Source organism: Streptomyces sp. 4N124 (assembly GCF_052245395.1).
Taxonomy (GTDB): Bacteria; Actinomycetota; Actinomycetes; order Streptomycetales; family Streptomycetaceae; genus Streptomyces.
Window position 1 is genome coordinate 1 of the sequence record NZ_JBQQBS010000015.1, and the last position, 16,369, is coordinate 16,369.

At 69.8% G+C, this 16,369-nt stretch carries 16 protein-coding genes; 3 read left to right on the forward strand and 13 right to left on the reverse strand.

Annotation, left to right across the window (positions count from 1 at the left end; genetic code table 11):
- From ACTWQO_RS17295 to ACTWQO_RS17310, 4 genes are all read right to left on the reverse strand, one after another.
- Positions 1-405 (reverse strand): ATP-binding cassette domain-containing protein (locus tag ACTWQO_RS17295; RefSeq protein WP_443238212.1); only part of this gene is annotated, 405 nt, incomplete at its 3' end.
- Positions 402-1,289, reverse strand: a complete 888-nt coding sequence (locus ACTWQO_RS17300; RefSeq protein ID WP_443238213.1) for an ABC transporter permease — start codon at positions 1,287-1,289, stop codon at positions 402-404. The genes ACTWQO_RS17295 and ACTWQO_RS17300, both read right to left, overlap by 4 nt.
- Positions 1,286-2,245: an ABC transporter permease gene (locus tag ACTWQO_RS17305; protein ID WP_443238214.1), complete on the reverse strand. Its 960-nt coding sequence runs from the start codon at positions 2,243-2,245 to the stop codon at positions 1,286-1,288. Before ACTWQO_RS17305 ends, ACTWQO_RS17300 begins: the two co-directional genes overlap by 4 nt.
- Before the next feature lie 4 nt (positions 2,246-2,249).
- Entirely contained in the window at positions 2,250-3,992 is a 1,743-nt protein-coding gene (locus ACTWQO_RS17310; protein WP_443238215.1) for a peptide ABC transporter substrate-binding protein, read from the reverse strand.
- A gap of 184 nt (positions 3,993-4,176) precedes the next feature.
- On the opposite strand from ACTWQO_RS17310, the gene ACTWQO_RS17315 reads away from it, so the two are divergent.
- Positions 4,177-5,373, forward strand: a complete 1,197-nt coding sequence (locus ACTWQO_RS17315; RefSeq protein WP_443238216.1) for an ROK family protein — start codon at positions 4,177-4,179, stop codon at positions 5,371-5,373.
- Between the two features lie 85 nt (positions 5,374-5,458).
- On the forward strand, positions 5,459-6,982 hold the full coding sequence (locus ACTWQO_RS17320; RefSeq protein WP_443238217.1) for a M81 family metallopeptidase: 1,524 nt from the start codon (positions 5,459-5,461) through the stop codon (positions 6,980-6,982).
- Here ACTWQO_RS17320 and ACTWQO_RS17325 read toward each other — a convergent pair.
- From ACTWQO_RS17325 to ACTWQO_RS17360, 8 genes are all read right to left on the reverse strand, one after another.
- Complete coding sequence (locus ACTWQO_RS17325) at positions 6,963-7,580, reverse strand: GTP-binding protein (protein WP_443238218.1); 618 nt, start codon at positions 7,578-7,580, stop codon at positions 6,963-6,965. The two genes, ACTWQO_RS17320 and ACTWQO_RS17325, sit on opposite strands and share 20 nt — an antisense overlap.
- A complete protein-coding gene (locus tag ACTWQO_RS17330; protein ID WP_443238219.1) occupies positions 7,567-7,947 on the reverse strand; it encodes a DUF742 domain-containing protein in 381 nt (126 codons plus the stop codon). Before ACTWQO_RS17330 ends, ACTWQO_RS17325 begins: the two co-directional genes overlap by 14 nt.
- The gene (locus tag ACTWQO_RS17335; protein ID WP_210579565.1) at positions 7,928-8,347 is read right to left on the reverse strand and encodes a roadblock/LC7 domain-containing protein; all 420 of its coding nucleotides are present in this window, start codon (positions 8,345-8,347) and stop codon (positions 7,928-7,930) included. Before ACTWQO_RS17335 ends, ACTWQO_RS17330 begins: the two co-directional genes overlap by 20 nt.
- Before the next feature lie 11 nt (positions 8,348-8,358).
- Positions 8,359-10,785, reverse strand: coding sequence for a sensor histidine kinase (locus ACTWQO_RS17340; RefSeq protein WP_443238220.1), 2,427 nt, complete (start codon positions 10,783-10,785; stop codon positions 8,359-8,361).
- Positions 10,786-10,914: 129 nt separating this feature from the next.
- Positions 10,915-11,919 (reverse strand): substrate-binding domain-containing protein, encoded by a 1,005-nt coding sequence (locus tag ACTWQO_RS17345; RefSeq protein WP_443238221.1) that lies wholly within the window; start codon positions 11,917-11,919, stop codon positions 10,915-10,917.
- 228 nt (positions 11,920-12,147) lie between these two features.
- Positions 12,148-12,951: an SAM-dependent methyltransferase gene (locus ACTWQO_RS17350; protein WP_443238222.1), complete on the reverse strand. Its 804-nt coding sequence runs from the start codon at positions 12,949-12,951 to the stop codon at positions 12,148-12,150.
- 101 nt (positions 12,952-13,052) lie between these two features.
- Entirely contained in the window at positions 13,053-13,466 is a 414-nt protein-coding gene (locus tag ACTWQO_RS17355) for a DUF6114 domain-containing protein (protein ID WP_443238223.1), read from the reverse strand.
- Positions 13,466-14,143: a DUF6230 family protein gene (locus ACTWQO_RS17360; protein WP_443238224.1), complete on the reverse strand. Its 678-nt coding sequence runs from the start codon at positions 14,141-14,143 to the stop codon at positions 13,466-13,468. The genes ACTWQO_RS17355 and ACTWQO_RS17360 overlap by 1 nt, the downstream gene beginning before the upstream one ends.
- Positions 14,144-14,713: 570 nt before the next feature.
- Between ACTWQO_RS17360 and ACTWQO_RS17365 the strand changes: the two genes are divergently transcribed.
- Entirely contained in the window at positions 14,714-15,367 is a 654-nt protein-coding gene (locus ACTWQO_RS17365; RefSeq protein WP_443238225.1) for a Tat pathway signal sequence domain protein, read from the forward strand.
- A gap of 18 nt (positions 15,368-15,385) precedes the next feature.
- Here ACTWQO_RS17365 and ACTWQO_RS17370 read toward each other — a convergent pair whose 3' ends face one another.
- The gene (locus ACTWQO_RS17370) at positions 15,386-16,318 is read right to left on the reverse strand and encodes a lytic polysaccharide monooxygenase auxiliary activity family 9 protein (protein WP_443238226.1); all 933 of its coding nucleotides are present in this window, start codon (positions 16,316-16,318) and stop codon (positions 15,386-15,388) included.
- Between the last annotated feature and the right edge of the window lie 51 nt (positions 16,319-16,369).

The following is a 16,369-nucleotide window of genomic DNA, read 5'->3' on the forward strand; positions in this document are numbered from 1 at the left end:
CAGCAGCTCGACCGCCTCGCGGGCCGCCTCCTTGGCGGAGACGGGACGGTGGTTGCGTACGACTTCCGCTATCTGCTTGCCGACGCGGGTCAGGGGGTCGAGAGCGGTCGCGGGCTCCTGGAAGACCATGGACGCGGTACGGCCGCGCAGCCGGGCGAGTTCGGTTTCGGAAGCGCTGACGACGTCCGTGCCGTTGATCGTCACCCGGCCCGATGTGCGTGCGGTGCTCGGCAGCAGCCCCATCGCCGCCAGCGCGACCGTCGACTTGCCGGAGCCGGACTCGCCGACGAGGGCGAGGGTCTCGCCCGGCCGTACGCACAGTGATATGTCACATACCGCGGGGACGTCGCCGATGTCGGTGGAGAACGTCACGTCCAGATGCTCGACGTCAAGAATGCCGCTCATCCGCGCCCCCTCACGTCGAAGGCGTCGCGCAGCCCGTCACCGATCGCGTTGAACGCGCAGACGACGAGGATGATCGCGAGGCCGGGCGGCACGATCAGCCACCAGCGGTCCGAGTACGCCGCCGTCAGACCGGCCGACAGCATGCCGCCCCAGTCCGTCGCCGGCGGCTGGACGCCAAGACCGAGATACGACACATACGCGACGAGCAGGATCGCGTCGGCGACCTGGAAGGTGGCCGCGACGACGATCGTCGACACGGAGCCCGGCAGGATGTGCCGGACGATGGCCCGGCCGTGCGTACCGCCGGTCGCGCGCAGCGTCAGCACGTAGTCACGATTCTTGAGCGTGAGCGTTTCCGCCCGCACCAGCCGGGACGGGACCAGCCAGGACACCAGACCGAGCACGACGATCAGGCCGACCGTGTCCGGCGTGGTGATCGCCGAGACCACCAGCAGGATGAACAGCGCCGGGATGGCGATCCCCGCGTCCACGACCCGCATCATCACCGCGTCCACCCAGCCGCCCGCATACCCCGCGACCGCACCCCACAGCGTGCCGATCACGGTCGCGAGGACCCCGGCCGCCAGCCCCACGAGCAGCGACACCTGCCCGCCGTACATCAGCCGCCCGAGCTCGTCGTGCCCAACGGCGTCCGTCCCGAGCCAATGCTCGGCGCCGGGTGGGAGGTTGACCTGGGTGAGGTCGGTGTGGGTCTGGTCGGTGGAGTACAGCAACGGCCCGACGAAACAGAAGAGCAGAAAGAGGCAGACGACGATGAGCCCCCCGACGGCAAGCTTGTTGCGAACGAAGCGCCGACCCCCCAGGGGCGCGGGGAACTGCGCGACCAGCCCCCACCGGCCCGCGGCTTGAGTACCACCGGTCACACCCCACCCACCTTCACCCGCGGATCCACAACCCGCTGAACGACATCCGCAAGCAACGACCCCACAACCGTCGCCACGGAAATGACAAGAACGCACCCCAGCAGCACCGGATAGTCCGAGGCCTGCGCGGCACTCCAGAACAGCAGCCCCATACCGGGGTAGTTGAACAGCTGCTCGACAACCAGCGCACCGCCGAACAGCACCGGCACGTAGTACCCGAGCATCGCCACCACCGGCGTCAGGGAGTTCCGCAGCACATGCCGGAAGAGGATCGCCCGCTGCCGCGCACCGCCGGCCCGCGCGGTGCGGACGTAGTCCTCGGAGAGGTTCTCCAGCGTCGCCGCCCGCATGTACCGGCTGAACACGGCCACCATGGAGGCCGCACCCGTGACCACCGGCAGCACCAGCGCGGCCGGATCCGCGAACACCTGGGCCAGCGTGTCCCCTTGGGGAGCCTGGGACGGGAACCAGCGCAGGGTCTGGGTGAAGAGCAGGATCAGCACGAGACCCAGGAAGTAGACAGGCGTCGAGTACGCGACGAAGCTCAGCGCGGTGATGACGTAGTCCGTCGGCTTGTTGCGCCGCACCGCCTGCCACATGCCCAGGGGGACCGCGAGCAGCAGCCCGACCAGTGCGGACAGCACGGTCAACACCAAGGTCTTCGGCAGGCGTTGCTCGATCAGCCGGGAGACCGCTTCATTGAGGGTGAACGACGTGCCCAGGTCGCCCTGGAGCAGATTGCCCAGGTAGTAGACGTACTGGACGGGCAGCGAGCGGTCCAGGCCCTGTTCGTGGTTGAACGCGGCGATCTGCTCGGCCGTCGCCTGCGGGCCGAGGATCCCGCGTGCGGGACCCCCGGGCAGCGCGTGCAGCAGACAGAAGACGACGATGGTGACGATCAGGATGACGGCCAGAGCCTGGAGAATCCGACGGGTCAGGAAGAGGACGGTTTCCATGGGGTCAGCTGGTCCACTTCCACTGCGCCGGGTGGAAGTTGGCGAGCGAGTCCTGGGAGAAGCCGCCGAGACCGTTCTTGACGACCGAGACCTGGTAGACCGGCTCCGGCAGCCAGATCACCGGCAGGTCCTTGGCCAGGGCCGCGCTGTAGTCCTGGATCGCCTGGTTCGAACTCGACGTCGTGGAGGCGGAGATGAGCTTGTCGACCTCCGGGTTGGAGTAGTTGCCGAAGTTCGAGCCGCCCTTGGACTGGAAGAGCGAGTCGCCGGTCGGGAAGGCGTTGAAGTACCAGCTGCCCGCCGTACCGAAGAAGGACAACTGCCACTTGCAGATCGACTGGTCCGACGTGCACTGCGGGGTCTGCGACAACACCGAGTTGACCGGCGCGGTCTTGATGGAGAACTTGATGCCGGTCTTCGCGAGCGAGGACTGGATCGCGCTCATCATGTTGTCCGTCACCGTCGAGCCGGACTGTGACAGCACCTGCATCTCGAACTTCGTCCCCTTGGCGATGCCTTCACCGCACTTCGTCGGTTCGGCGCAGGTCATGACGCCGCCCTGCTCGGTCCAACCGTGCTCGGTGAGGAGGCTGCGCGCCGTGTCCGTGGAAAACGGATACGGATTGTTCTTCTGCTCCTGCGCCACGAAGTCGGAGGCCTGTCCCTGCGGGATCGGCCCGTATCCGGCGACCGCCGTGCCGTTGAAGACGACCTTCGCCAGACTCGCCTGGTCGATCGAGTGCTGCACGGCCTGCCGGGCGTAGAGCTGCTTGAACACCGCGCCCATCGCCGGGTTGTTGAAGTTGTACGGCATATAGGTGATCGCCCAGCCCGACCACGGCTTCACCTCGTAGCCCTGCGCGGTGAAGCTCTCCTTCTGGTCGAGGTCGGTCGCCTCGATGTAGCCGTAGTCGACGCTGCCCGAGCGCAGTGCGTTCTTCTCGGCGTCCGCCGTGGTGAACGGCAGCAGGTTGACCGTGGAGATGCCGGGCTTCTCGCCGCCGTCGTACTTCTTGTTCGCGGTGAGGACGACCTTGCCGGCGGTCGAGAAGGACTTCACCGCGTACGGGCCGCTGATGACCTTCCACAGGGGGTCGCTCGCGTAGCCGGAGATGTTCTTCGCGGCGTCGTTGAGGTTCTTCCACACCTGCTTGGCGTCGCCGCCCTTGTCCCAGGCGTGCTGGGGCAGCGGCGTGATCTCGCTCAGCTCGTTGGCCAGCATCCACTGGGAGTTGTAGGCCTGGTCGAACGTGATCGTGAAGTGGCGGTCGTCGACGGTCTTGAAGGACGTCCAGGTGTCCGGCGCCTGGCCCGGCGTGTAGCCCGCCCACTCCGCCTTGTTCGCCTTGATGAGGTCGAACCAGAACTGGACATCGCGCGAGGTGATGGGCTTGCCGTCGCTCCAATGCCGGTCGCCGAGCGTGATGGTGACGCTCTTTCCGTCAGCGGCGAAGTCGGCGGCGGTGGCGATGGACGCCTTCTTGTTCCAGGCGATCCGGCCCGTGGAACCGTCGTAGGCGACGAGCCGCTCCCACAGACTGTCCGCGATGGAGCGGTTGTTGGTGTTCAGATGCGCCGCCGTGCCGATCGGCAGGATCCAGTTCGGCGTGAAGTTCGCGGGCAGCGCGTAGTTGATGGCGTCGCGTGACGCGGACGGGCTGTCGCTCGCCCCGGAGCAGCCCGCGAGCAGCAGCGTGCTCGCGCAGACGACAGCACCGGCGACAAGCCTCGTGCGAGCGGGGGACATGGCTCTCCTCGGCGTAAGAACAGCGAAGGCGGGGTGGCGGAAGCCAGTCAACGACCGCTGATGGCGAAGAAACAGACGCGCTGCTGTAAAAAGCCTGTTTCTGCTGTTCTGAAAAAAGCCGTGAAGCCGTCGTGCGGCCTTACGCTCGTCGCCTCGCACCCCCGGGACGGAAGTAACTCACTAGATGCCTGAAAAAAGCGTGCCGCACCGTCGGACCGCCACGGGCGGCGTCTCCGCACTCGCCGAACGCGTCCTCGAACTGCTCGCCTCCGGGCAGGCGTCCACCCGTACCGAGCTGGCCGGACTGCTCGGCGCTGCCCCGTCGACGATCTCGCTCACCGTCGGCCAGCTCGTCGCCCACGGACTGGTCGCCGAGGAGGGCACCCGCTCCTCGAACGGCGGCCGACCGCAGAAGGTGCTCCGCCTAGGCGGCAGCGACGGATTCGCGGTCGCCGCCGAACTCGGCGGCCGGCACGCCCATGTCGGCGTCGTCCTGCCCGGCGGCGGCCTCACCGACGTCTCCACCGTGCCCTTCCCCACGGCCGACGGCCCGGAGTCCGCGCTGCCCGGACTGGCCGAGACCCTCGAGTCCCTCGCCGACCGGCACGGACGGCACCTGCTGCGCGGCGTCGGCCTGTCCCTCCCCGGCCCGGTCGACGTCGTCTCCGGCGTCGTCACGCTCCCGTCCCGGATGCCCGGCTGGAACCGTTATCCCGTCCGTTCCTGGCTGGAGGACCACTTCGGCGTCCCGGCCGCCATCGAGAACGACGCCAACTGCATGGCCGTGGGCGAGCACACGGTCCAGCCCCCGGAACGCCGCCAGTCGATCATGGTCAAGACCGGCACCGCTATCGGCGCGGGCGTGATTGCCGACGGCAGGCTCTACCGTGGCGGGTCGGGCGCCGCGGGCGAGATCACCCACGTCCGGGTCGAGGCCGCCCACGACATCCCCTGCTCCTGCGGCAACACCGGCTGCCTGGAAACGGTCGCCTCGGGTGCCGCGCTGGTGCGCATCCTGCGCGAACGCGGCCTCGCCGTCGACTCCACCGAGGACGTCGTACGGCTCGCCAGCGACGCCGACCCCGAGGCGACACGCGCGGTCCGGCAGGCGGGCCGCTACCTCGGCATGGTGCTCGCCGCGAACGTCAACTTCTTCAACCCCGACGCGGTGTACCTCGGCGGCATCCTCTCCACCCTGGAACCGTTCGTCGCCGCCGTCCGCAGCCAGCTCTACGAGGGCTGCCATCCGCTGGTGACCGAGCACCTCGCCATCGAACGCGCCAGCCTCGGCGCCGACGCCGGCCTGGTCGGCGCGGGCCAGTTCGCACTCCAGCGGGCGCTCGCACATGCGCTGCACGCGGTCACGGGAGGCCACGCGTGACGTCAGGAGCCCAGCTGTGACATCCGGAGCCCGCCCCTGACATCGGGACACGAACCACCGACCGACACCCCGGAGGCACCGAACCATGACCGACTCCCGTCGCCCCGCCCAACGTCCCGTCATCGCCGTCGCCGGACTCGGCATCGAGTCCTCGACCTTCTCACCCGCCCGCACCGAGGCCCCCGCCTTCCACCCGCAGCGCGGCGCCGACGTCCTGACGCGCTACCCGTTCCTCGCCCAGGGGGAGCCCCTGCGCTCCGCCGCCGACTGGCGTGGTGCCCTGGTCGGCAAGGCGCTGCCGGGCGGCACGGTGACGGCGGCCGCGTTCGCCGAGTTGTCCGGTGAACTCATCGACCGGCTCCGGCAGTTGGGCCCGGTGGACGGTCTCTGGTACGACATCCACGGCGCGATGACGGTCGAGGGACTGGACGACGCCGAGGCCGTGCTCCTGGCGCGGATCCGTGACGTCATCGGTCCCGACGCACTCGTATCGACCTCCATGGACCTGCACGGCAACGTCTCCCGCGACCTGGTCCACCGCTCCGACCTGATCACCTGCTACCGCATGGCCCCGCACGAGGACGCCATGGAGACGAAGGAGCGCGCCGCCCGCAACCTCGTCGACCTGCTGCGCAGCGGTGCGCCCCGCCCGGCCAAGGCGTGGATCCCGGTGCCGGTGCTGCTCGCCGGGGAGCAGACCTCGACCCGTATCGAACCCGCGAAGAGCGTGTACGCGGCGGTGGCGGAGGTCGAGGCGACCGAGGGTGTGACGGACGCGGCGATCTGGGTCGGCTACGCCTGGGCGGACGAGCCGCGCAACCGGGCCGCGGTCGTCGTCACCGGAAGCTCCGAGCCCGCAGTGACGGCAGGTGCTGAGAGGCTGGCCCGCGGATTCTGGGCGGCGCGACGGGAGTTCGCGTTCGTCGCGCCGACCGGCACGCTCGACGAGTGCCTCGACGAGGCGCTGGCATCGGCCGTACGCCCGTACTTCATCAGCGACACCGGCGACAATCCGACGGCGGGCGGCGCCGGCGACGTCACCTGGGGGCTCGAACGGGTCCTGGCCCGCCCGGAGTTCAAGGACCCGGGCGGCCCGACGGTCCTCTACGCCTCACTGCCGGGCCCGGAAGCGGTGGACACGGCGGTCGGGGCGGGCGTCGGCGCCACGGTCACCGTCACCGCGGGCGCCGAGGTCGACGACCGCCACGCCGGCCCGCTCACCCTGACCGGCGTGGTCCATGCGATCCGGCACGGTGACCGGGACGCGGAAGTGGAGGTCGTCCTGCGGGTGGGGAGCGTGCATGTGATCCTCACCCGGCTGCGCAAGCCGTACCACCATGAACACGACTTCACCGACCTGGACCTGAGCCCCCGGGCCGCGGACGTGGTCATCGTCAAGATCGGCTATCTGGAACCCGAGCTGTTCGCGATGTCGGCGGACTGGAAGATGGCCCTCACGCCGGGCGGTGTCGACCAGGACCTCCTGCGACTCGGCCACCACCGCGTACGCCGCCCGCTGTTCCCCTTCGACCCGGACATGCCCGACCCGGACCTCACCGCTCGGATCGTCGCCCCCTCCAACCAGCCGCTCACCGGTCCCGACGAGTGAGACCGCCGTCCCCGTCGGCCTCGATGGCGTCGGCGATCAACTGGTCGATCAGCGCGATCAGTACGTCCCGGCAGGACTCCCGCTCCCGCGCGTCGCACAGCAGCACACGGACGTGCTCCGGCAGTGCCAGGGCGTCCCGGATGTCCTCGGGCGGGTAGGGGTGTTCGCCGTAGAAGCCGTTCACTCCCACGACGAAGGGGATGCCGCGGCGCTCGAAGAAGTCGATCGCGGCGAAGCTGGACTCGGGCCTGCGGACGTCGATCAGGACCACGGCGCCCAGAGCGCCGATGGCGAGGTCGTTCCACATGAACCAGAACCGCTGCTGCCCGGGTGTACCGAACAGATACAGCACCAGCTCCCGGCTGATGGTGATCCGGCCGAAGTCCAGGGCCACGGTCGTGGCCCGCTTCTCCCCGATGCCGTCGAGGTCGTCGATGCCCAGGCCCGCCACGGTCAGCGGTTCCTCGGTGCGCAGCGGGACGATCTCGCTGACCGACCCGACCATCGTGGTCTTGCCGACGCCGAAGCCCCCGGCGATCAGGATCTTGACCGTGTCGGGTGGCGCTACCGCCGTGGCGGCGGGCTCAGAGCCGGCCAAGACTGTCCCTCACTTTCTGCAGCAGGTCCAGGTCCGGGGAGCGGGGGGAGACGGGGTGCGGCGGGTGGGCGGTGATCAGGCCCGCCTCCAGCAGATCGCACAGCATGATCACGACGACGCTCACCGGCAGGTCGAGATGGGCCGCCAGCTCCGCCACGGCGATCGGCTCCCCGCACCGGCGCAGGATCCGCGTCTGCTCCGGCTCCGGGCGAGGCGCCAGCACCGGCGGCGGATCCACCGCGGTGACCATCGTGATCAGCGTGAAGTCGGCGCGGCTGGGCCGCGTCCGTCCGCCGGTCAGGGCGAAAAGCCGTACCAGCCGGCCCGTCGAGTCGTCTCCGGCCACCTCACGCGCCAGGACCGACATTGGCCCGCGGCGCCGCGCTCAGGTGCTCGCCGATCTTCTTCACCAGCATGTTCATCTGGTACGCCACCACACCGACGTCCGCGCCCTGGCTGGTGAGGACGACGAGATGGGCGCCCGGGCCCGCGGAGGTGAGGATCAGATAGCTGTGCGCCATCTCGATCAGCGCCTGGCGCACCGGACCGCCGCGGAAGTCCATGCTGACGCCCTTGCTGAGGCTCATCAGGCCCGACGCGGTCGCCGCCAGTCGTTCGGCGTCGTCGCGCAGAAACCCGGTGGACTTGCTGACGACCAGCCCGTCCTCGGAGAGCACGACGGCGTGGTTCACCTCGGCGACCCGCTCCACGAGTCCGGTGAGCAGCTGATCGAGCTGGGTGTGCGTGGCGGGGGTGGGGCGTGTCATGGCGGTGTCCTTCATGAGCGGTCGGCGGGCGGAGTCGAAGACTGGGGGGCGTCGGCCGCGGTCGGCTCCTCGTCGGCGCCGTCGTCACGCGCCCGGAGCGTGCCGCGCTGGAAGCCGGCGAGCGAGGAGGCGGCCTGCTCCGCGGTGAAGTCGTCCGCGTGACCGTCTTCTTCGGCGGCCGGGGCGTCTTCACGCAGCTCGGCGGCGAGGCTGGTCTGCGGCACCCGGCGGGGCAGCGGGGTGAGGCCGCCGTTGCGCGCGGCGGGGGCGGGTCGGCCGTCCGCGGCCGGGGCGGAGGCGGTACGGGCCGAGGCGGTGCCGGCCGCGACGACGGGACGGGGCTCCCGTACGGGCTCCTCGGGCTCGGCGGCCTCGGCGTGCTCGATGTCGTCCGCGTCCGTAACCGAGTCCGCGTCCGTCACCGTATCCGCGCCTGCAACCGTGTCCGTGTCCGTGTCCGTGGCCGTATTCGCTTCCGTCGCCGCATCCGTATCGGTGTCCGGCGTCGGGACGTCCCGCACCACGACATCGTGCGGGATCAGCACGATCGCCGTGGTCCCGCCGTACGGCGAGGAGCGCAGGGTGACGGAGATGCCGTGCCGGTGCGCGAGGCGGGAGATCACGAACATGCCGAGGCGGAGGTCGTCGGCGAGTGCCACCACGTCGAACTGCGGGGGCTCGGCCAACTGGGCGTTGAGGGAGGCGTAGTCCTCCTCGGACATTCCGAGGCCCCGGTCCTCGACCTCCACGGCCAGGCCCTTGGCGACCAGCGCGGCCCGCACCCCGACCGGGCTGGGCGCGGGGGAGTACACGGTCGCGTTGTCGATCAGCTCGGCCAGCAGATGGATCACGTCCGCCACCGCGGGCGGCGCGAGCGCCACCTCCTCCTCGGTGTGCACCTCCACCCGCTGGTACTCGGCGACCTCGCCGACCGCGCTGCGCAGGATGTCGGTCAGCGCGACCGGCTGCGTCCAGGTGCGGCCGGGCCGCTCGCCGCTGATGATGACGAGGTTCTCCTCGTAGCGGCGCAACTGGCTGGCCGTGGAGTCCAGTTCGTACAGGCCCTTGAGGATCTCGGGGTCCTGGTGCGCCCGCTCCAGCGCGTCCAGCTTGGTCAGCTGCAGATTGACCAGGTTCTGGCTCTGCCGGGCGATGCCCAGGATCACCTTCTGGAAGCCGCGCCGGGTGTCGGCGAGTTCGACCGCGGTGTGCACGGCCGTGCGCTGCGCGGTGTTGAACGCCGTGGCCACCTGGCCGAGTTCGTCGTGGCCGTAGTCCAGCGGCGGGGTCGCCTGCTCCACGTCGATCTTCTCGCCCCGGTTCAGCCGGGCGACCACATCGGGCAGCCGCTCCTGGGCCAGGCCGAGCGTGGCCACCCGCAGACCGCGCAGCCGCCGGGACAGGGAACGGGTGATCCGCCAGGACATCCACACGCACACCAGCAGGGCGAGCAGTCCGCCGGCACTGAGGGAACCGGCCGTGATCAGCAGGTTGTCCGACGTGTCGGCGCTCCGGTCGAGCAGTCCGGCCGTCTGCCGCTTGATCAGCAGCCCGTACTCGTCGGCGAGTTTCGCGAACGCGGTTTCCCACTGCTTCCCCACATCGGGCAGGGGGATCCTGCGGGCACCCGCGCTGTCCGCCCGGGCCGCCAGCACCTGGTCCTCGAGGGACTCCAGCGTCTGCCACTCCCGGCTCTGCAGGATCCGCTCGGTCTGCGTCTTCGCGCTGCCGCTCATCTGCGGGACGATCTGGTCCTCGACCAGCCAGCGGCGCGTGTTGACCGACTCCGCGAACCTGGACCAGGCCTCCTCGTCCAGGTACCCGGACGGCCAGGCCAGGGTGAGCCGGGCATCCTCCTGGGAGGCCAGCTCCGCCGCGTGCTCCAGCGCGACGAGCGGGCCCGCCTGGGCGGTGAGGTCGCCGTCGTCGACCTGGGAGAGCGCCTGGAAGGCGTGGATCTGCTCGTCGATGATCGCGCTGTACTGGTCCAGCGCCTGCTGTGCGGTGATGTCGGTGGGCTCGTCGACCTGCCCCCGGTAGTACTCGAGGCTGCTCACCGATCCGACGACGGAGGTCAGCCGGTCCGAGATACGGGCGGGGGCGCGCTCGATCTCGTCGTTCTGGCCGACCAGTTTGGCGACCGCCTCGTCCGTCTTCCGCCGCTGCGCGTCCAAGGCGTTCCGGGAGCCGTTCGGTGAGGCCAGCCACGCGGCCGACAGCCTGCGCTCCGTCTGCAGGGCGAGTGTGGCCTCGGTGCCCATGGCGCCGGTCGACCGGCTCAGCTCGGTCTGCCCGCGCAGCCGCAGCCCCTCCGTGAACATCTGTGTCGTCGTCACACCCCACATCGCGGCGAGGGTGACGCTGGGCACCAGGGCCAGGAGGATCAGGGAGAGACGTATGGAGCCGAGGCGGCGCCGGGAACGTGTCCGTGGAGACATCGTCGTCCTAGGGCGATCAGTGGGGCAGCGGGGGAGCGGGCGGGGGTGCGCAGGATGCTATCCGCACAAGTGACCGCACGTGTCGTAAGGGGCCGAATCTGTGGCGACACCGGTGCATGAATTGTCCGGTCAGCGCGTGCCCTTGGCGGCGAACCCGGCCACCGCGCCGACGTTCGCCCTGGAGACGATCGCCGGGCCCGTGAGCACCGGGGCCACGCCACCGCCGCTGATGTTGCCGTTCGTCCGGTACAGCCACAGGGAGTCCACGGCGAGATACCCCTGCAGATACGGCTGCTGGTCCACCGCGAACTGGACGGAACCGTTCGCCACGGCCTTGACCAGGTCGTTGTCGAGGTCGAACGTCGCCACCTTCGCGTCGCTGCCCGCCTCCTTCACGGAGCTGACCGCGGTGAGCGCGAACCGCGCGCCATTGGTGACCACTTCGTCGATGCTCCGGTCCTGGCGCAGCTCGGCCGTGATCGCGGCGGAGGTCGCGGCCATGTCGGTGCCCTCCACATAGAGCATCTGCGTCGCGCCGCCGAACGTCTTCTTCACCCCGGCGCAGCGCGCCTCCAGGGCGACGTTGCCGCGTTCGTGGATCACACAGAGGGCGTGTTTGGCCTTGAGGTCGTCCAGCTTGTCGCCGACGGCCCGGCCCGCGACGCTCTCGTCCTGGCCGAAGTACTCCAGGAGCCCCGCCGACTGCCAGGCGTCGATACCGGAGTTGAGTCCGACCACGGGTATGCCCGCCGCCTTGGCCTCGCCGACCGCACCCGTCATCGCCGCGGGCCTGGCCAGGGTCACCGCGATGCCGTCGACCTTGTCCCGGATCGCGTTCCGCATCAGCTCGGCCTGGCCCGCCGGGTCGGGATCGCTGACGTAGGTGAGGTCGACGTCGTCCTTGGCGGCCGCCGCCTCGGCCCCCTTCCGCACCCGCTCCCAGAAGACGTCGCCCTCTGCGCCGTGCGTGATCAGAGCGACCTTCATCCCAGTTCCGCCCGCCGCTGCCGTGTCCGCCCGGCTGTCGGCGTCATCGAGCCCGGAGCAGCCGGCCAGCAGTAGACAGGCGGCGGCCAGGACGGCGGCGACGCGAGCCGGACGGGGGGAACCGGAGGAAGGAGGCGGAGTCTTCATGGGGTGCGGGCACCTCGCTGTGCGGCCGAGCCGGAGGAACAGGGAGAGCGCTGGTCGGGCCGCACGAGGCGTGCGCCGAACGGGTGACTCTCACTGGGGCGGATCACATCGCGTGCGGCCACCGGTCGTCAAGTGCACCACCACGTGGAGTGAGTTGTCGCTCCCACATCGTGATGTGCGCTGGCCGGAAGCACCAAGCGCTACCGTGCCGGTTGCGCCGGTAAACCGTCAGACCGCCTTGCGCGCCACCGCCCCGTACATCGCGATGTCCTCGTCCCGGACCACCTCGGTGCCCGTGCCGTCCGGACGCCACTTGTGGACCTGGACGATGCCCGGCTCGACGAGTTCGAGGCCCGTGAAGAACTCCTCGGCCTCGGCGTGCGTCCGCAGCCGCATCGGCATGCCGCGAGCCGCGTACTCCCGCGCCACCCGTCCGACCTCCTCCGGCGCGAACTCGGCGGTACCGATGGACATCGCGAGAAAACTGCCCGTGGGAAGCGGTTCCAGCAGCCGCCGTACGATCCCCACGGCGTCGTCCTCGTCCAGCAGGAAGTGCACGATCGCGATCACCGTCAGCGCGACCGGCTCACTGAGATCGAGCGTGTCACGGAACGCCGGGGCGTCGAGCACGGCCGCCGGTTCACGCATGTCCGCCTCGATGTACGACACCCTGCCCTCCGCCGTACTCGACACCAGCCCCTCCGACAGCGCGAGCACGAGCGGATCGTTGTCGACGTACACCACCCGCGCCCCCGGCGCCGCCGCCTGGGCGATCTCATGGATGTTCGGCGAGGTCGGTATGCCCGTCCCGATGTCCAGGAACTGCCGTATCCCCGCCTCCTGAGCCAGATACCGCACCGCCCGGTTCATGAAGTCCCGGTTGGCCCGCATATGAACAGGCAACGCAGGCCACTCCCGAACCATGGCATCACCGGCTTCCCGGTCGGCCGGATAGTGGTCGTTCCCGCCGATGATGTAGTCGTAGATCCGGGCGGAGTGAGCGTGCTCGGTGTCGATGCCGTCGGTGGTCAAGTGGCCTCCCTGGTAAAGAAGTTGACGGCAGCGACCTTAGGGGCGCGGGGAACTGCGCGACCAGCCCCCACAGACCCGCACCCGCCGAATCCAGCGAAGCGCTACGGCGAGACCGCTTTCACTACCTTCCGCCTAAACCGCCGCCGAGGTTCCTGATCAGGCAGCCACCCGAACACCAGACAACTCCCCACCACACCCAACAGCAGCCCCACAAAGAAGCCACCCAGGTTCGACGTCATCCAGGTCCCCAGCGACACCAGCACCCCGGTGATCGAATAGAACAACCGCTGGGCCGGATTGAACAGAACCAGCAACCCCAGCAGCACCATCAGCGCAGGCAGCAGATACCCGGCCACCCCCTGCATCCCCACATGCAGCATGACCTTCATCGACGCCTTCATGGTGAGCAGGACCTCCACCCCGCCCAGCACGAGCAGCAGCCCGCCCCAGAACGGCCGGCCGGCCCGCCACCCCCGGAAGGCGGACCGCAGCACTCGACTCGGACGCTCCGACATCAGCAACCCTTGCTGCTGAAGCTGAGTTTGAGGCCGGGAAGCTTGAACACCGCTGCGGTGGTCGCGTAGTTGGTCTGCCGCAGATTGGCGATGCGCACGGTGTCGGCCTGCTGGCTGAACACCCCGATCGGCCCCTTCACCCCGGCCTTGGTCAACGTACTCGCGTCGTTGCCGATCTCGATGTTCTTGAAGGCGGCGTCACCGGACAGCTCGGTCGAGTCGGTGGTCAGGTTTTTCGCCCGCACCTTCTCCGCGCCACTGCCCGCCGTGATCAGCAGGTTCGTACCGCCGAGATCGACGCTCTGACACAGCTTGGTGAGCGTCGCGTCCTTGATCGCGGACGTGACGACCAGCACCTGTCCGCCGGTGTCGCCCGCGTTCGGGCTGCCCGGCGCCATGTTGTCGAGGCCGCCGAACTGCTCGAAACCGGTGCCGTTGAGTTCGGTCGCCGTGACGGTGAAGGGCATGCCGGAGATCGCGAACTGCACGCCCAGCGCCCCTTCGGCGGTGAGCACCGCGAGCGCGGCCGTGACCAGCGTGGCGGGTACCGCCATCACCGCGGCCCGGCGCAGCCGGACCCGGCCGCGTCTGTGCGGTTCGGCGGAGGTCGCGGAACCGCTTTCGGGGTTCTCGGGGGTGTGATCGACGGACGACGAGACGTCCGAGGGCGGGGTCATGTCTGCTCCCAGGTGACTGGTGAATGCGGTCGGATCGTGCACGGCACGGTGTCCTGGCGCGGACAGCGGCTGCCGCGCACGCCTCCTCACAACTCCCGGCGGGCGCAAGGGCTTTCTCGTTACGCGGCAGTAGCCGTCGAGGAAGTTACCGGGGGTTACATTTGAGGGTCAAGAGAGTTGTGAAAAAAGCGTGCCGGTTGTGTGTCACCTGTGCGCCAAGGGCTTCCCGGGCTTCCGCAAAGACCGCGGCCCGTGTCCCAACTCCGTTGAGAACCCTTGACGTTGAACAACCCTCAGGTTTACAACTTGCACTGCTCTCCCCGGATCCGTGGCGCCGGATCCGCCCCGCGGGCACTGCCCGCGTTCTCCCGGACCTCTTGTCCTCCCCCTGCGGGCATTTCCTGCCCCCCGGCCGCTCACAGGCCGGCTGCCGTTGCCGGTCCGTCACGTACGGAGAAGGCGTCACGGACCGGCAACGGCAGGCACTCACGCGCGCCCCCACCCCCACCTTCACCCCCCACCTTCACCTCTTCACTCCTTCACCCTTCACCTCAGAATCGAGGCACCCGCATGCGCACGCGAACCCTGCTCACCCTGGCCACCGCCGTCGCCGCCCTCACCCTCCCGGCCGCCGTCCCCGCCTCCGCGGCCGACACCCCGGTCCTCACCACCGGCGGACTCGCCGGCACGCCCGTCGCCGTCGGCGATGTCCTCACCGCGCCGCTGGCCAGTGGCACCACCGCCACCCTCTACTCCAGCGCGACCGGCACCAGCGGCATCTCGTGCACGTCGTCGCAGTTCACCGCGACCGTCACCGACAACCCGACCGCGCCCGGCACCGCCACGGAGTCGGTCACGGGCCACACCTTCAACAGCAGCAGCTGCACCACCAACGTCGTCGGCGTGCTCGGTGTCACCAGCATCTCCGTCGACAACCTGCCCTACACCACGTCCGTGTCCTCCGACGGCAGCCTCACCGTGACCCCGGCGAGCGGCTCCGCGATCCAGACCACGGTCGTGCTGCGCACCCTTCTGGGCAGCATCACCTGCGTCTACCAGGCCCCCAGCCTGACCGGCAGGGCGGACAACACCGACAACAGCATCGCCTTCACCGCCCAGCAGTTCACCAAGACGTCCGGCTCCTCGCTCTGCTTCGCCAACGGCTACTTCACCGCCAAGTACGCCCCCGTGACCGACGGGGGAGCGCTCGTCTACGTCAACTGACCTTCGTACGCCCGGCGTTCAGCGTCGGCGCAGACGCAGGGCCAGGGCGGCACCGCCGGTGAGCACCAGCACCGCCGCGGCGCCGCCCGCCACCATCGGGGCCGAGGGGCCGGAGTCGGCGTCGGGGGTGGAGGCGAGCGGGGTGCTGTCCGGGGTCTGCGGGGTGGCGGACGCCGTCGGACTCGGCGGTGCGCTGCTCTGGCTGGGCGTCGGCGACGGGGCCTTGCTCTTCTTGCCGGCAGGCGCCGACTTGTCGGCCGGCGACGCCGAACCCGGCGCTTTCGGCGTCGCCGCGCTCCCGCCCTGCCCGGACGCCGGGAACACCACGTCCGAGCACGAGTAGTACGTGTCCGCCGTGCTGGTGTTCTGCCAGATCGTGTACAGCACATGCCGGCCCGTCCGGTCGGACGGCAGCGTCCCGGTGATCCGGTACGCGCCGTCCGTCAGGGCCGGGTCCGTCACCTCGGCAAACGGTTGCGACGGCAGATCGGACCAGGTGAGCGGCTTCGACGGGTCGTAGCCCTGCTTCGTCAGATAGAGCCGGAACGTGCCGGTGTGCGGGATCGTCGAGGCGTACCGCATCGTCAGCGCCGCGCCCGGCTTCAGGTTCGTGGACGGCCAGTCGGAGCGGGCCAGGTCGAGGCCCCGGTACGCGGGCAGGCCGCCGCTGCACAGCTGTCCGTCGGGGACGGTCTGCCGGTCCCGGCCGTTCACGTTCGCGATCCGCAGGTTGTCCCAGGCGGTGAAGGGTGCGCCGTTCGCGCCGACGGCCGCCTCGCAGGCCGCCGAACCGGCCGCGTCGCCGCCCTCGGGGGAGCAGGCGTACACCCGGCTCACCGGGTCCGTGGGCGCGCCGTGCGCCTGTGCCGGTCCCGCCGCCCAGAGAGGAAGAAGGAACGGGGCCACGGCTACGGCCCCCAGGGCTCTGCGGTATGCGGTCATCCGGGGCATCCGGAACGTCTCCTCGGCCGGGCATGCGAACGGTCTTTTGCGTGCAGTACG

Coding starts and splice junctions, on each gene's coding strand:
- ACTWQO_RS17305 (WP_443238214.1), bottom strand. CDS start 2,245: ATGGAAACCGTCCTCTTCCTGACCCGTCGGATTCTCCAGGCTCTGGCC.
- ACTWQO_RS17310 (WP_443238215.1), bottom strand. CDS start 3,992: ATGTCCCCCGCTCGCACGAGGCTTGTCGCCGGTGCTGTCGTCTGCGCG.
- ACTWQO_RS17315 (WP_443238216.1), top strand. CDS start 4,177: ATGCCTGAAAAAAGCGTGCCGCACCGTCGGACCGCCACGGGCGGCGTC.
- ACTWQO_RS17320 (WP_443238217.1), top strand. CDS start 5,459: ATGACCGACTCCCGTCGCCCCGCCCAACGTCCCGTCATCGCCGTCGCC.
- ACTWQO_RS17330 (WP_443238219.1), bottom strand. CDS start 7,947: ATGTCGGTCCTGGCGCGTGAGGTGGCCGGAGACGACTCGACGGGCCGG.
- ACTWQO_RS17335 (WP_210579565.1), bottom strand. CDS start 8,347: ATGACACGCCCCACCCCCGCCACGCACACCCAGCTCGATCAGCTGCTC.
- ACTWQO_RS17340 (WP_443238220.1), bottom strand. CDS start 10,785: ATGTCTCCACGGACACGTTCCCGGCGCCGCCTCGGCTCCATACGTCTC.
- ACTWQO_RS17345 (WP_443238221.1), bottom strand. CDS start 11,919: ATGAAGACTCCGCCTCCTTCCTCCGGTTCCCCCCGTCCGGCTCGCGTC.
- ACTWQO_RS17355 (WP_443238223.1), bottom strand. CDS start 13,466: ATGTCGGAGCGTCCGAGTCGAGTGCTGCGGTCCGCCTTCCGGGGGTGG.
- ACTWQO_RS17360 (WP_443238224.1), bottom strand. CDS start 14,143: ATGACCCCGCCCTCGGACGTCTCGTCGTCCGTCGATCACACCCCCGAG.
- ACTWQO_RS17365 (WP_443238225.1), top strand. CDS start 14,714: ATGCGCACGCGAACCCTGCTCACCCTGGCCACCGCCGTCGCCGCCCTC.
- ACTWQO_RS17370 (WP_443238226.1), bottom strand. CDS start 16,318: ATGCCCCGGATGACCGCATACCGCAGAGCCCTGGGGGCCGTAGCCGTG.